At 36.5% G+C, this 15667-nt stretch carries 14 protein-coding genes; 11 read left to right on the top strand and 3 right to left on the bottom strand.

Translation table 11 applies throughout. The features are described from left to right. Positions 1–33 precede the first annotated feature (33 nt). The gene (locus ABMA72_RS14875) at positions 34–405 is read left to right on the top strand and encodes a hypothetical protein (RefSeq protein ID WP_393057729.1); all 372 of its coding nucleotides are present in this window, start codon (positions 34–36) and stop codon (positions 403–405) included. On the opposite strand, the gene ABMA72_RS14870 is transcribed toward ABMA72_RS14875, so the two are convergent. Further along, a complete protein-coding gene (locus ABMA72_RS14870) occupies positions 402–839 on the bottom strand; it encodes a GNAT family N-acetyltransferase (protein ID WP_392860205.1) in 438 nt (145 codons plus the stop codon). The genes ABMA72_RS14875 and ABMA72_RS14870 overlap by 4 nt on opposite strands. Positions 840–1001: 162 nt before the next feature. Between ABMA72_RS14870 and ABMA72_RS14865 the strand changes: the two genes are divergently transcribed. From ABMA72_RS14865 to ABMA72_RS14855, 3 genes are read left to right on the top strand one after another with little or no spacing between them, the layout of a single operon-like run. Continuing rightward, positions 1002–2867, top strand: a complete 1866-nt coding sequence (locus tag ABMA72_RS14865) for a hypothetical protein (protein ID WP_392860207.1) — start codon at positions 1002–1004, stop codon at positions 2865–2867. After that, positions 2860–3690 (top strand): mechanosensitive ion channel family protein, encoded by an 831-nt coding sequence (locus ABMA72_RS14860; protein ID WP_392860208.1) that lies wholly within the window; start codon positions 2860–2862, stop codon positions 3688–3690. The genes ABMA72_RS14865 and ABMA72_RS14860 overlap by 8 nt, the downstream gene beginning before the upstream one ends. 32 nt (positions 3691–3722) lie before the next feature. Further along, entirely contained in the window at positions 3723–4103 is a 381-nt protein-coding gene (locus ABMA72_RS14855) for an MAPEG family protein (protein ID WP_393057727.1), read from the top strand. Here the strand turns inward: ABMA72_RS14855 and ABMA72_RS14850 are convergent. Together ABMA72_RS14850 and ABMA72_RS14845 are read right to left on the bottom strand one after the other, a co-directional pair. Continuing rightward, positions 4087–5025: a CoA transferase gene (locus ABMA72_RS14850; RefSeq protein WP_393057725.1), complete on the bottom strand. Its 939-nt coding sequence runs from the start codon at positions 5023–5025 to the stop codon at positions 4087–4089. The genes ABMA72_RS14855 and ABMA72_RS14850 overlap by 17 nt on opposite strands. After that, complete coding sequence (locus ABMA72_RS14845; protein WP_392860213.1) at positions 5018–7084, bottom strand: thioredoxin domain-containing protein; 2067 nt, start codon at positions 7082–7084, stop codon at positions 5018–5020. The genes ABMA72_RS14850 and ABMA72_RS14845 overlap by 8 nt, the downstream gene beginning before the upstream one ends. Positions 7085–7255: 171 nt before the next feature. On the opposite strand from ABMA72_RS14845, the gene ABMA72_RS14840 reads away from it, so the two are divergent. The 7 genes from ABMA72_RS14840 (at position 7256) to pheT (ending at position 15184) form a co-directional block, all read left to right on the top strand. Further along, positions 7256–8185: a lytic transglycosylase domain-containing protein gene (locus ABMA72_RS14840; RefSeq protein WP_392860215.1), complete on the top strand. Its 930-nt coding sequence runs from the start codon at positions 7256–7258 to the stop codon at positions 8183–8185. Positions 8186–8270: 85 nt separating this feature from the next. After that, on the top strand, positions 8271–8960 hold the full coding sequence (cmk, locus tag ABMA72_RS14835; protein ID WP_392860216.1) for a (d)CMP kinase: 690 nt from the start codon (positions 8271–8273) through the stop codon (positions 8958–8960). Next, positions 8957–10024, top strand: coding sequence for a glycosyltransferase family 9 protein (locus ABMA72_RS14830; protein ID WP_392990103.1), 1068 nt, complete (start codon positions 8957–8959; stop codon positions 10022–10024). Before cmk ends, ABMA72_RS14830 begins: the two co-directional genes overlap by 4 nt. Positions 10025–10034: 10 nt before the next feature. After that, positions 10035–11057 (top strand): bifunctional heptose 7-phosphate kinase/heptose 1-phosphate adenyltransferase, encoded by a 1023-nt coding sequence (locus tag ABMA72_RS14825; RefSeq protein WP_392860219.1) that lies wholly within the window; start codon positions 10035–10037, stop codon positions 11055–11057. A gap of 1 nt (position 11058) precedes the next feature. Next, the gene (locus ABMA72_RS14820) at positions 11059–11571 is read left to right on the top strand and encodes a DUF4416 family protein (protein ID WP_392860220.1); all 513 of its coding nucleotides are present in this window, start codon (positions 11059–11061) and stop codon (positions 11569–11571) included. A 102-nt stretch (positions 11572–11673) separates the two neighbouring features. Beyond that, the gene (gene pheS, locus ABMA72_RS14815) at positions 11674–12735 is read left to right on the top strand and encodes a phenylalanine--tRNA ligase subunit alpha (RefSeq protein WP_392860222.1); all 1062 of its coding nucleotides are present in this window, start codon (positions 11674–11676) and stop codon (positions 12733–12735) included. Positions 12736–12757: 22 nt separating this feature from the next. Then, positions 12758–15184 carry a phenylalanine--tRNA ligase subunit beta gene (pheT, locus tag ABMA72_RS14810; RefSeq protein ID WP_393057723.1) on the top strand — a complete coding sequence of 809 codons (2427 nt, stop codon included), beginning with the start codon at positions 12758–12760 and terminating at the stop codon, positions 15182–15184. Positions 15185–15667: the final 483 nt, after the last annotated feature.

Raw genomic sequence — 15667 nt, 5'->3', positions numbered from 1 at the left:
TAATTTCATATGTTCATTTCTACTAGACTTCTAATGATTATATTTAGCTCAATATACCTTGCTATAGGGACGAGTCAGTCTGTGCTAGCAGATGATGCTATGACGCCGATTGAGGAGTTTCAAAAAAAGCAACAAATAGAGCGACAAGAAGCGGAGGAATTTCGAAAGTACAATACTGAATCAAGTATTGGGGATGGCCTTTTCAAAGGTCCAAACCTTATCTACTTATGCTCTAAAAGACGAAAGCACTTTGCCTGTGTTAATGATCTCTCCCTTAGAGATTGTGATACTCGAGAAGATATGAATTGTATGGTGATTCAAAAGTATAGTGGTCAAAAAGAATGCTTTAAGGGCCAGTCTAAACTGATGCTTAAGTCGAGGATAGATTCTTATTGCAAGGATTAATTGATCTCACGAAACATTAAAACATGACGTCCGATCCCTTCGACTTCAAACTCATCTCCAAACACTTCAAAACCAAGTTTTTCATAAAATGCCCTCGCTTCGATACGAGCATTACACCATACTAAATTACAGAAGTTTTGCTTAATAATAGGGAAGGCAACATTTAGCAGCTCTCTTGAAAAGCCTTGTTTACGGTGATTTTCAAGGGTCGCCATACCTTGTAGTTGATATTGATTATCAATATTAAAGTTAGGATTTGGATTAAAGTAAAAAGAAGCAACTGATACAAGATTATTGTCGACAAATGCACCTAAGTGAAATGTGTCTGACTCATTATCTCCAGTAAAATTATAACTAGAGTCGATGCCTTCAATGCCTAATACTGAGCGACGAATTTTAAATGTATCTTTCAAATGGATTCTTTTAACGATCATAGAGGGACTTTATACCAAATAAATGAAATTTTGTCACAATAAAGAGGCATTGATGATGCTTGCCCCGTATTACCCGAGTATCTAAGTTTATTTTTTAGTTTTTTTTACTATTGCGACAATAATAATTATGGGAAAAAGATCAGTTAACTTTATAATAGATTCATGAAATTTAGTATTATAAAAATTCAAAAGGCCGTGGCCGATGCTTTTCACTTTTTAAATCAAGAACTCGCTGGTCTCATAACAACCATCGATGACTTTATCCTTGCTTGGCCTATACGTTCATTCTTTTTATTTCTTGCTGTTATTATTGTCGTTCGAATCATCTTTTTCTTGATTAGAACCATGATGTTAAGACGTGGGGAGAATAAAGTTGATGCGCGAAAATATGTTTTCAGATTCTTCGACTTCAACTTGTATTACTTATTTGCTTTTAGTGCTCTAGATATTTTTAATCTCTACTTACTAAAATTTGAAAGAGAAGACTTTCAACTCTTCTTGCATGTCTTTAGAAATATCTTGGCCCTCTATGTTCTCTATATAAATATCGGATACTTTCATAGCTTCCTTCGTTATAACTTTCAGGTCTACTTTAAAAAAGTGAATAGAGACTTCGTTAAGGATAGCAAGAAGCTTCGCTACATTATTACCATTACAACTTTCTTTTTCATTTTACTCTATAATTTATTTTCAGGATTTCTTGGCCATAATATTATATCGATTCTCTTCTTTGTTATTTATACAATTATCTTACTTAGATATGACAATTACGCTGAGTTAATCCTTCCAAAGATTGTTCCGCCTTCAATGCTGTTAACAAAGAAGCATATTTCTAAACATGTTATACGCTATATCCTTCCAGTATTTCTCTATCTCTATACTCTGCTTTACTCATTCTACTTAATGTTCTTTCTTGCTAATAATGACAAGGAATGGGCGAAGAATCTATTGTCTGGAATTTTAGAACAACACCTGGAAAGTCTTAGAGATGAAGTCTTTACTGATTATGAAGTACCGAGTGATTATATTGAAATCTTTAAAAGAGAAAATGGTACAGAGATAACAAGAAAGCCTGATCCTGCTGTTATGGCCTATGAGCGTATTGATAGCTGGCTTAATGGAACGAGTAGCTCTTATCATTTGGCATTCTCTGGAGAGTCTGGAAGTGGAAAGAACCATGTTCTTGATAAGATTCTTAAACGCTATTCTTCAGTAACATCTTTTAAATTAGATATTAGTGAGAAGATTGTTGAAGAATCAGTACTTTTAAAAAGGTTAGAAAATTTTGTTGGTAAAGGTAGTGAAGAAGAGAAGAAGTTTGTCATTATTAAAAATGCACATAATCTCTTCTTATCAAAATTTCACGGTTTTAAGGCCTTCGATGCTTTCTTTAATGTTATCAATAATTCCTCTAAAAATGTCTTTTGGTTTACAGTATGGAACAGTAATTCGTTAAATCTTATTAAGCATATTTACAATAAATATGAACTGTCTTCAGATACGATCTATATCAGGCCATGGAATAAAGAAGAGCTAAAAGAACTAATCTTAAAAAGACATGAACCAACAGGTTTAGAGATTCGCTTCAACGAAGAGCTTTTTGAAATTATGTCCCATTTTGGTGCAGAAAGATCTATCGAAAATGCTCAGGATATCTATTTTAGAATTTTGGCCAAGCAAACGGGTGGAAACCCTCAGGCCGCAGTGAATACATGGCTAAAGTCCATCTCACATGTAAATGATAAAACAATTGAATTACACCTGCCACAACGTCGACCTATTCATGAAGTTGAAGTGTTATCAGATGAATCATTATTTGTTTTTTCCAGTATACTTTCACACGAATATTTAAGCTTTTCTGAAATCATAGAAACGACAGATCTAAGTGAGAAAGTTGTGACCTATGCACTTAAAGCTGGTTTTGGAAAAGGGATTCTAAGCAGAGATGGAGACTACTTTCACATAAGAAAGGATTGGTTAGTGGATATTAAAAATATCTTACGAAAGAGGAATTTTATCTATGAATGATGTTGTAACAGATACAATCGTAAAAACACAAAAAATGGCAAGTATCTTCGATTCAGTTAACTCTGAAATGATTTTTGGTTTATTCGTGGGCTTTTTTACTCTCTTTATTATTGTTAGAATCGTCTCTTGGTCCTTGCAGTATCTTGCCATTAAAATTCCATACTATCGCTTATCAATACTTCAACTAAATACAATCATAACCCATATGATTTATATCTTTGGTACCTTTTGGTTATTGTATGTAACGCTAAATCCTAGTCAGGAGATGATCTATGCATTTCTTGGTTCTGGTGCTGTGGCCATTGGGTTTTCTCTTAAAGATCTTATTTCATCAATTATTGCAGGTATCATTTTAATTTTTGATAAACCATTTCAAGTAGGGGATCGAATCCTATTTCGAGATAACTATGGTGATATTATCCAAATAGGCCTTCGCTCTGTTCGTATTCAAACACTAGATGATTCCACTGTCACGATACCGAATAATTTATTTCTAAGTGAAAATGTCGCTTCCGCTAACTCTGGGCAACGAGATATGATGGTTTGTAGCTATTTTTATTTTAAGAATAACTGCGATATTGCTCGCATGATTTCATTACTCGAAGAAGTGACTTCAACTTCTCGCTATGCCTACTTAAAGAAACCATTAAAGGTAGTTGTTTCAACAGAGAAGTTTGAGCATGGCATAGGCATTAAGGCGACAGTTAAAGCATATGTCCTTGAAACAATTTATGAAAAGGCCTTTGTGACAGATATTACGAAGAGATTCTATGAAGCTTTAAAAGAAGAGGAACTTGCCGATCAACTACTTTCTGAGTCATAATTTCTTATTCTTAAGAAAAGTAGGGAGTTGATATGGAAATGGAAATTTTTTTTCGCTATTGCGGTGTACTTGGATTACTTTATGTCGTTGTTACACTAAATGTTATTCGTAATCGTTGGAAACATCGTGTGGGCCTAGGGCACGGAAAAGTGTCAGACATGAATAAGGCCATCAGAATTCATGGGAACTTCTCAGAGTATATTCCCTTTATTTTGCTTTTAACTTATTTTGCAATTGAGAAAGAGGCGATCTCACTAATGGGAATTCATATTCTTCTTGCTGCACTCATTATTTCGAGAGTATCTCACTTTATTGGACTTACAAAAAGTGCTGGTACTTCATTTTATCGTTTTTTCGGTACCAGCATTATTCTTGTTTCTTTAATTGGAATCAGTATTACTTTATTACGTTAATACAAATATCAAGATCACCTAGGGTGTTTCTAACATCCTGGGCAGTCATTGAGAAGAAGAGATCCTTAAGTCTCTTATGAATAGAACCACTTGTTTCAAATCTCTCATCATCAGTTGAATCAAATTTAAAGGCTTCTTTAAATGATTGCCAAAACTTTTCCTCAACACATGCCATAACGACAAATTCATGATCCTTTGTCTGATAGATATTGTAGCAAGGGTATAGCCCATTATGGAGAAACTTATGATCTGTCTCTCTAATAGACTTTGGCCAGAAAGCATCGAATACTTCTTGAGTCGACTCGTATAAATAAGACTCAATTATTTGGACATCCTTAGTTTCTTGCGCCTTAAACATTGCGCCTAGGAGATCAAAGGCCATTTTTTGTCCAAAGTTAATACCTGCAAGAGGTAAGAACGGAGGGGCCACATCTTCAATTGAATTGATATTTCTTAGGTGAAGACTTAGAAGACCTGTCATTGCTAGCGCATTTAGGTCATGCATATGGCTCATATGCTCTTTTGATGCCTTTGGAATGACAATTCCATATGAGTGCTTAACTGTATTCTCAATTGTCTTTATGGAGATCCCAAGCTTGTCTTGAATTTTTCCTGGAATTCCCATAATGATTCCATCTGCTTCAAAAACTAATTTTTGTATCTCTTTAATATCTTCTTCGCTTTTAAAGTCGAAGCGTCTTACAGTTTTACATGCATTTAATTCTTCGTACCATTTAGGAAATGAGTTATCCATTTCAGCAAAGAGGCCATAGATAAATGGATCCTTAAATTTTGCATCTTCGATCTTAATAACATTTGCTCCAAGGCCCGCAAGAAGCTTTCCTGCCAGAGGCCCTGGGAGGCGATGTGAAAAATCAATGATTGTTTTTCCTGCAAGTGGCCTTCCCTGAGTGTTACTCATTGGCTTGGCCTTGTGCTTGATTAGGCTTTAGAGTTTCGATGAAGTTATCTAAACCTTCTCCAGTCATCTCACATTCATTTGTTCCACAAATTTCCCATCTCTGTCCTTTGTCTTCATGGAAGTCAAAAACAAATCTTGGTAGGAAGTAGCAAATAAAACCTGCGAATTCTTGGTTTTGAAGCCATTCTTTTGGACATTTAATTACCTTGTATGCATTTGCTGGGTAACTAAGTGCTCTAAGACCTTCTCCAGAACCAGCTGGGTTCTTTAGGACATCTTGAGTCGTATTTTCCATCAGAGGCTTAATTTCTTCAAGCATATCAATGTCGCTAAATAGAACACTTGCACGTCTAATTAATTTAATAAGAGTCGAAACAGGAGACTTAAATGACTGATCAAAACTTGTAAAATTTTGATTTGGATATAGCTCCATATCATTATCTCTTAGGGCACGAGTTTTAAGACGGCCATCGACTAAGAACTCTTTTAAGATAAAGCCTAGTGTGTCTTTTAGATTTGCCTTAAAGACAGGATTACCACTTAGTTCATAAATTCTAAGTTGGGCCTCTGCAAAGAGAACGTAGTCTTCTAATAGAGAAGCACCAACTGGACGAGTTGTCGTGTGACGTAGACGCATTCCGTTTGGCGTTGTCTCTAAGAATTTCTTATATGTACCTTCCACAACACGGTTAAATAACATGCTGGCCGCATTTCTAATTGCTGGCACTTGAGTGTATTGCATAACATCTGAGAGTGCTGTGATCATATGGAAGTTCCAACTAGCAATCCCTTTATTATCAGTCATTGGAGGAATGCGAAGCTTTCTCTCATTAAGAAGTGCTTTCTTTGCATTTCTAATTAGATCCCAAGATTCACTTGTGAAGATCTCTTGTGATTTTTCATGATTAATTGTCAGTACGTTAAGTCCTGAATCAAAATTACCTTTTTGAGTAATTCCAAACCAGTCCTTAAGTTTATCAAGATTTTTTGTTAGTGACTCATCTTCTGTATCAAATCTTCCTAAGGCATCTTCAAACTCTTGTTCTGTGTAAGTGAAGTAAAGTCCTTCAACGCCTTCACTGTCAGCATCTTGTGCTGAGAAGAAGAAATTTTCTTCTTCATTAAGCATTTCACTTTTTAGGTACTCAAGTGTGTTAAAGATTCCATCAAAAACAAGTGGTGAAGGGTAGAGCATACTTGCTTTTGCAAGAAGCTTTAGAAGACCAGCTTGATCATAAAGCATCTTCTCAAAATGTGGTACAGTCCACTTATTGTCAGTGCTGTAGCGATGTAGACCACCACGTACTTGATCGTAAACACCACCCATTAGCATTCTTTCTAATGACTTTACAATGTGCTCACCATGCTCTTTCTTTACAACACCCTCAAGCATTTGCTCGATGGCCCACTCGTAGAAAGCAAGTTGTGGAAACTTTGGAGCTTCTCCAAAACCACCATTTTCCTCGTCTTTAAATTTCTCAAGAACATCAAGAACTGAGTTTGGATGTGGAAAGTGGCCTTGAAAGTCAACATTCTCTGGTGAAATGAAGCCTTTTTCAATTGCATCAAATGCTTTATCAGCATTCTCTGTTACTGTAGCATTATCGTCTTTATATGCTCTAACTAGCTCAGATAAAACTTCCATAAATGGAGTTGCCTTGCCCTTAGCTTCTTTAGGAAAATATGTTCCTACAAAGAATGGCCTAAGGTTAGGAAGTAGGAAGGCACTTAGAGGCCATCCGCCTCCATTTGTAAATAATTGGCACGCTTGCTGGTAGTAGTTATCAATATCTGGGTGTTCTTCTCTATCAACTTTAATGTTGATAAAGTTCTCATTTAGGTATTTTGCCGTTTCTTCATCACAGAAGGACTCTTCGGCCATGACGTGGCACCAGTGACAAGAGCTGTATCCAATTGAAAGGAAGATAGGTTTGTTTTCCTCTGTAGCACGGGCAAGTGCCTCTGGTCCCCAAGGATACCAGTGAACTGGATTGTCTTTGTGTTGCTTTAGGTATGTTGATGATTCATCTTTTAATCGGTTAAATCCAATATCTGTCATTCTTACTCCTCAAATTTATATATCTATTATGCGTGAAATATTTAAAAATTAAAGGATAACCTCCCAAAATCCTGTAATTAAATGAATGTTTTTGAAATTATTTCCGATGCTTTGCATTATAATTTTCTTTTAACTAGACGAGCAGGTTCAATAGCGGTAAAAGACCATCATATGAAAGCACCGAGTGAGCGATATAGCTCGCATCTTGAACATTTTAGTACTTTTTGTACGAATACAAAATCATTGCTCACGTTAGGACTTTGTGCCTTTGCGGCCGTGCTTTCTTTTGATTTCTTTTGGACTCCTACAAGCACAAACTTCCGTGATTTGGGTATCCTTTCTTCAATAAATTCAAATAATCACGTTTATACACCTTACAATAGCTATAATTTTAAAGAGACTAATCCTTTCTTCAAAAGCCTTCACCTTGGATTCCTTTCATCGATTGATAAAAAGACTCTTGAGGACACATTAATTGCTCACATGGAGCATCCTATTAATGTTAGGGCAAAGAAATATATTTCTTCACTGCTTCACTTTGCGCAGGAGAGACAACTTGACCCATTATGGGTTATTTCAATCGCTTGGACAGAAAGTCACTTTAATCCAACAGCACAAAGCTATGTAAAGGCCCAAGGGCTAATGCAAATTATGCCAAAAACAGGTGTCTTCCTTCATAAGCTTCTAAAGAGATCACTTAATAAAGATGATATTATTGAGATTCTTCGTGTTCCTCACGTAAATATGGAACTTGGAGTTTATTACCTTAGTCGTCTTTATAAGAGGTTTGGTCTTTATCGTTATGCAACAGTTGCCTATAATATGGGGCCGGGCTTTGTGAGACAGAGTCTACGTTTTAATCGCCCTGTTGGAATTAAGAACGTTTATTACGATAAGGTAAAAAAGAATTATAAGAAGCTGCTAGCAGCAGTTGAAACACTAAATAAGCGTTCACGTTCACTGGGCGTTGAGTCAATACTTCACAAGAATAATCACAAATTTGATCTTGATTACTACCTGGGAATGGATATCGTTCCTAATCTTGACGAAAAGATTGCTAAGAAAGAGCTTTCTAAGTCACGCTTTGCAAAAAACTCGTAATTCAGCGAGTCATCTTTTCAACTTCAAATAGCTATTAAAAATTGCTATATTCATTCCTTATAAATTACACGAATAAGGAAGTTGTATGACATATTCATCAGTTATAGCAATTGATGGCCCAAGTGGGAGCGGAAAATCAACTGTAGCTAAGCTGTTGGCCAAGGAACTAGGTATCCTTTATATCGACACTGGTGCAATGTTTCGCGCCTTAGCCTTTGCTGCAAATGAGAAGGGGATTGACCTTCAAAACCACGCGGCAGTTGAATCATTTTTAAAAGAGATTAAGCTTGAATACGGGCAAGTAGATGCCCTTGTGAAAGTTGACGGCGTGGATCTATCTCAAAAAATTAGAGAACACCACGTATCTAAGCTTGCTTCGATCATTTCACAAATTCCTGTTGTCAGAACAATGCTTCTAGATTTTCAAAGATCAATTGCAAATGAAAAGGTTTGCGTGATGGAAGGCCGTGATATTGGAACGATAGTCTTTCCTAATGCCTTTACAAAATTCTTTGTGACAGCATCGATCGATATTCGTGCGCAAAGAAGATATGATCAGCTAATGGAGAAAGGTCAACACGATATCGACCTTGAGCAACTCAAGCGTGATGTAAAAAAGCGCGATGAAAAAGATATGGGCCGTGAAGTGGCCCCTCTTGTCAAAGCCGATGATGCAACACTCGTTGATACAAGTGAAATGGATATCGACAAGGTTATTTCAACACTTAAAGAAAATGTAAAAATTCGCGCAAAAGAGGTTGGAATAGAGTTGTGAAATACTTAATCAGTCGCACAGACGCCATTGGCCAGAATATTCTAACAATGCCAATGGCCCAGGCCATAAAAGAAATGGATCCAAATGCGACTGTAGCAATTATCACATCGCCAACTTCGGTTATTCTCTATAAAGATCATCCCTATATCGATAAAGTCTATGTACTGGATAAGAAGAGATCTTATCCATTCAAGGTAAAGCGTGCGCTTCAGGTCTTTAATGACTTTAAGCCTGATGTTTATCTCTACGCAGGTGGATCACAAACTCCAAACTTTGTTGCTTGGCTTAAAAAAGTTCCATTTCGAGGCGGACATCTGGCGAAATGGCAGGCCAATTTCACCCTAAATCGTGGAGTTCGACAAATACGCTCAGAAGTTGAAGGACATGAAACCTTCTATAATATTGAGCTACTTCGTGATCTCGATAATTTTATTACAATTGAAGACAAGGAATATATTCCTGAGTTTAATTTCAATGTAAATGAGAACGACTTCAATTCTTTTAAAGAACTAATAAAGGGAGAGGGCCTTGATCCTGAAAAGGAGATGGTCTTTGTTCACCCTGGTGTATCAAATAATAACCTTCCATGGCCGGCAAAGAATATTGCAACGTTTATTAAGCGCATAAATGGTATTTATCCTAACCGTTTTAATTTCATCATTTCTCATATCCCTTCTGATTTACGCTACGTAAATCCAGTTAGAGATGAGCTTAGAGATTATAGTGATCAGAATATCTACTACTTCAATGGTAAAAAACGAGGCATTGTTAACTTTCTAAATATTTTAAAACACGCTACACTTTTTATAGGTCCAAACTCTGGTGCCACACACATGGCCGCGGCGCTGGGAGTGTCTTTAATTGGGATATACTCGCCGATCAAAAGTCATTCTTCATTAAGGTGGAAGCCGAAAGGGGAGACTGAAATTAAAACAGTCACGCCAAATGTTGTTTGTGGAGAGTCTGATAAGTGTGCAGGAATGGATTGCCCTTATTATGACTGCATGGCCAAAATTGAAGAAGATAGAGTTATTGAAATCGCAAAATCAATTTTAAATAAATAATGGAAATACTATGACAAAATTAATTTCATCTGAACGTTTTAATACAATTATTGCTAACCTTGCCAACATTAAGCCAATTCTTGTTGTTGGAGATGTTGGGATTGATAAATATACATCTGGCGTTGTTAACCGTATCTCTCCTGAGGCTCCAGTACCTCTTGTTGAAGTTCAAAAAGAATGGCACAAGCTTGGACTTTCGGCCAACGTATCTGAAAACCTAAAAACTCTTGGAGTTAACTCAACTCTATGTGGTGTTATGGGTGACGATGCAAACGCTAATGTTTTAGAAGACCTTTTAGAAGAAGCAGGGCTTTCAACTTGGGGAGTTGTCCGTTGTGATGAGCGACCTACTGTTTTCAAAGAAAGAATCGTTACAGATCATCAACAAATTTGTCGTATCGATTATGAATCAAAGAAGCCTATTAATGCTGACGTCGAAAAAAGACTTATTGCTCGCATTAATGAACTTAAAGAAAACCACGGTGCGCTTATTTTAGAAGACTACTCAAAAGGTGTTCTAACAGAGTCTCTAATTTCTCGCCTTGTAAGTGAGTTTAAGGAGACTAAAAGCCTTGTGGCCGTAGACCCTAGTCGTACAACGCCTCCGCTTTTCTATAAAGGTGTCTCGCTTCTTAAGCCTAATCATCTCGAAGCAAAGCTTATGGCAAATCTCTTAGGTTATGCACAAGAACTTCAAGTTGAAGAAATTGCAGAGATCCTTGTTGATAAGCTAGAGCTTGAAAAAATCATTATCACGCTTGGTGCACGAGGAATGGCAATGCTTGATACTTTAGGTGATGGCAAGCTTCATATGATCCCAACTGTTGCCAACGAAGTCTACGATGTTTCAGGTGCAGGGGATACAACAATCTCACTTCTCGTTGCATGTTTAGAAGCAGGTGCGAGCCTTGAAGAGGCCGCGTGGATTGCAAACTGTGGCGCAGGTGTTGTTGTTGGTAAGGTTGGAACAGCAACTGTTAATATCGAAGAGCTAAATAACTACTATAATGTTTTAAAAGAGAAAATGAAGTAGAGTGAGTGACTTAAAACCTGCCACTCAGGCACTCGTTTTCTTTAGTGTTCTCTATCAAGAGGATAAAATTGGCCCAGGTGAAATCGTTAGTCTACTTGGGCCAAGATACTCTCATCCTATCATCTTCACCCATAACTTCTTTCCAATGAAAGACTATTACAGCAAAGAAATGGGCAGTGGCCTTAAGCGATGCTTCTTTTTCTATCCTGATGCAGTTGAGCGTACCGAGCTCGTTGATATCAAGAAAGAGTGTGATGCTTTGGAGAAAGCACACCTTCAGGATCAAGGTAGGACTTTTAATATCGACCCAGGCCTAATCTGCTTGGATCAAGTGCTGCTTTCAAGTGGAAAGCCATACTCTCATCGCATCTATTTAGGTGAGGGGGTTTTTGCTGAGTTAACCTATCAATTTCAAGGAAAGTCTTACGAGACTCTATCTTGGACATACCCTGACTATCAGCACCCAGAGATCATCGCTAAGTTCAATTGGATGCGCTCATTTTTATTGATCTAATTAACTAATTACTGACCCTCCAAGTCTTGCTTTTTCGCACACCGCATGAAAAACTCCCAAGGTTATTATTGAATGTTTATAAATCGTCGAATAGGTGGGATTATGATTGATAAGCTAAATGAAGCTTATGGAAAGTTTCAAACAGAACTTGAAACAGTAAATGCGCAACCAGAAGTGCTTTCACTTAAGTCTAGTTACTTAGGCAAGAAGGGAGCAGTATCTGAAATTTTAAAGTCGCTTAAGGATGCTACTCCTGAGCAAAGAAAAGAAATTGGGCCAGTTGCTAATGAAATTAAGCAAAATATTGAAAAGCTTGTCGCAAAGAAGCTTTCTGAAATTGAGCTAGCTCAGATTAATGAAAAGCTAAGTAAGAATAAAATCGATATTACTTTTACTGATGCTGTAAAATCTAAGAATAATAATCACGGTGGACTTCATCCAAGAACTCTTGTGCAACAAGAAGTTGAAGATATTTTCTTATCAATGGGCTTTGAAGTATTAGATGGTCCACATATTGAAACAGAGTTTTATAATTTTGAGGCCCTAAATATTCCAGGTGATCACCCAGCACGTGATATGCAAGATACTTTCTGGTTTAAAGACGAAAAGTCTCCAGAAGGGAATAAGCACTTACTACGTACACACACTTCTACAATTCAAGTACGTGGTATGCAGTCTCGTAAGCCTCCTTTCCGTTTTATTGCCCCAGGGACAGTTTTCCGTTGTGAAAGAACAGATGCTTCTCACGAGATGGTATTCCAACAACTAGAAGGGATGATGGTTGGAAAAGATATTTCTGTATCTAATCTAATTTACTTCATGAAAGAAATCCTAACAGAAATCTTTAAGAAAGATGTTGAGGTTAGACTTCGTCCTGGTTACTTCCCATTTGTTGAACCAGGTTTTGAGCTTGATATCAAATGCCAAGTTTGTAATGCAAAAGGATGTTCTGTTTGTAAGCAAGTTGGTTGGGTAGAGCTTCTTCCATGTGGAATGGTTCATCCAAATGTTCTTAGAGCAGGAGGAATTGATCCTGAAGAATACAATGGCTTTGCTTTTGGTCTAGGGCTAGATCGTCTTGTTATGATGAAGTACGGAATTGATGATATCCGCCACCTTCAATCTGGTGATCTTAGATTTAACTCACAATTTAAAGAATATTAGAAAATAGTTTTAAGGAATATATATGTTAATTAGTATTGATTGGATTAAAGATTTCGTTAAGGTTCCAGACTTAGACGCAAATGAAATTGGTTCAAAGTTCACTCTAGCAACAGCTGAGGTTGAAGATGTTCTTTCTGTAGGAGATCACTTAGAGGCCATTACTGTTGTTGAAGTTCTAGAAAAGGAAAAGCACCCTGAAGCAGATAAGTTAAATCTTGTGACTTTTACAAATGGTAAGGATCAATTCCAAGTTGTTTGTGGTGCCGCAAACGTTCGCATTGGTATGCGTACTGCTTACGCTCCTTTAGGGATTACTCTACCAAATGGTCTAACTCTTGAGCCTAAAAAGATCCGTGGCGTTCTTTCTGAAGGTATGCTTTGTTCTGAGGAGGAACTTGGTTTTGCTGAAGAGTCTCCAGGTATTATTGAATTAGATAAGATGTTTGATAACCCGGAGCTTGGGACAAATATGCTAACGCTATTTGGTCAAACAAAAGACGTTCTATTAGACGTTGATAATAAGTCTCTAACTCATAGACCTGATCTTTGGGGACACTTTGGTATTGCTCGTGAGTTTGCAACAATTTTTGATAATGAATTAAAAAATCCATTCTCAGATTCGTGGGCAGCTGATTTAAAAGCAAAATTTTCAAGTGATGCAGCTCCAATCAAAATTAAAGTTGAAGAAGACACAAGTTGCCTTGGTTACTTTGGTCTTAGCTTAGATAACGTAAAAGTAGGAGAGTCTCCTGCATGGATGAAAAGACGCCTGCAAGCAGTAGGTCTTCGTCCAATTAATAATATCGTTGATATTTCAAATTACGTGATGCTTGAACTTGGAATTCCTCTTCATATCTTTGATCGTGAAAAGATTAAAGGTGACACAGTTGTGATTAGTTCTCTAAAAGCTGAAACTGAATTTACAACTCTTGATGAAGAAAAAAGAAAACTAGTAGCAGGTGATACTGTTATTGGTGACTCAGAAAAGCCTTTGGTTCTAGCTGGAATCATGGGGGGACTAAATAGTGGTGTTGATGAAAGTACAACGAAGATCTTTATCGAAGTTGCAAACTGGAAAGCTGCTGAAGTTAGAAAAACTTCAACTCGCTTAGGGCTTCGTACAGATTCTTCTTCAAGATATGAAAAGACTCTTGATTCACTAATGCTTGAAAGAACACTTTTAAGAACTCTTGAGTATGTATTAAAAGAAAATCCAGATGCTAAAGTCGTTGGTGACATTCAATACGATGGCCCGAATCTTTTAGAGATTAAGCCGGTATCAATTCCATCAAGTGCTGCTAAAATTAATAAGGCACTAGGGAAAGAAGTTTCTTTTGATGAAATGAAAAGAATTTTTAATGCTCTTGATTTTAATATTGAGGGAACACAAGAAAGCTTTGTTGCTCATATTCCAAGTTACCGTGCAACTAAAGATATTGAAACAGGCTCATGCCTAGTGGAAGAGATTGGCCGTATTATTGGTTTCGATAATATTGATCCAGTGTCACCAAAACTAGATATTTCACCTGTTAAGTTAAGCCCTGCACAGAAGCTTCACCGTCGTATGAAAAACTTCATGGTTAACCATGCAAGTGCATTTGAAGTTATGACTTATCCAATGATTGGGCCATCACTTCTTAAGAAAGCAATGTACGAGCACAAGGGTGGGCTAGAGCTTATTAATGCTTTATCAAAAGATGCATCTCTTATGCGTGAGTCACTTGCTCCTTCTTTCATAGAAGCTGCTTCTCAAAACGCAAAGAACTCTTCTTCTTTCAAGTTCTTTGAAATCGGCCGTACATATCACGCAAACGATAAAGACTTCGTAAAAGAAGAAAGTGTATTTGGTGCTTTATACTTTGATAAAGAAGCAACTCCTTTTATGGATCTTTTAAACGATACAACTCGCTTACTTGATAGTGCTAATATCAACTATCAGTTAAATGAACGTAATCCAAAATTTAAGAGTAATGCAATCAATGAAGAATGGGCCGGTATTCATCCTTTCGAATTTTACAACTTAAGAATTCAAGGAAAGATGGATGGTGTAATCTTCTCTGTACACCCACTTGTTCTTAAGCAATTTAAAATTAAAGGAAACGTTTCAATTGCTCTTGTTAACATGAGTGCGTTTGAATCACGTGAACAAAAAGATAAAACAAAGTATAGTCCACTAGCTAAATTCCCTGGTTCAACTTTCGATTGTACTGTTGAAGTAGATAATAGTGTTGCTGTTGGGTCTATCTTAAATAGTCTTTCTAAACTTAAGATTAAAGAACTTGTTTCTACTTCTATTGCGGATATCTTTGTTCAAGAAGATAAGAAGTCTGTAACAGTAAGAAGTGAATTCTTAGATCCTAATAATACTTTATCAGGTGAATTCATTACTGAAGCATCTAATAAGATTGTAGAGACGTTAGAAAAAAACGGATTTCCTCTAAAAAAGTAGTTAAATTTTTTACATAGTTACCGATGATAGAAGGCCACTCAGAGAGTGGCCTTTTTTATTCTAATAACTTTTCGAGATTTCGGTGGTTTATAGATTTGGTAGAAGTTCAACCTACTGCTAAAATTAAGTATCGTTAATAATCTATAAGTATTTAATATTGTTATTAAAATTTATGAAAAAAAAGTTAAAAAAAAGTAAAAAAACTATTGACGAAGTTATTGGGGTTTCATAATATGCCCCTCGTTCCAAACAACAAACGAAACAAAAACAACGTTGCTAATAACGACATTGAATTTTTTTCCTTAATTGTTAAAAAAAGACTTTACATGTTGAACATGAACATATAGTCTCGGACAGCTCTTTAGACATTCAAATAAAGTAATAAAGATTTGCTGCTTAGGCAGTGAACAAGATGAGAAGAAATCCAAAATAAGTTTTAAACGGTTTTTGAAAGATCTGACGTAACTGAATCATTGAAGTTAC

Origin of the sequence: Halobacteriovorax sp. CON-3 (assembly GCF_043196995.1) — a bacterium.
Lineage (GTDB): Bacteria > Bdellovibrionota > Bacteriovoracia > Bacteriovoracales > Bacteriovoracaceae > Halobacteriovorax_A.
Note: the sequence above shows the minus strand (reverse complement) of the source record. Positions and strands in the feature narration are given on the sequence as shown.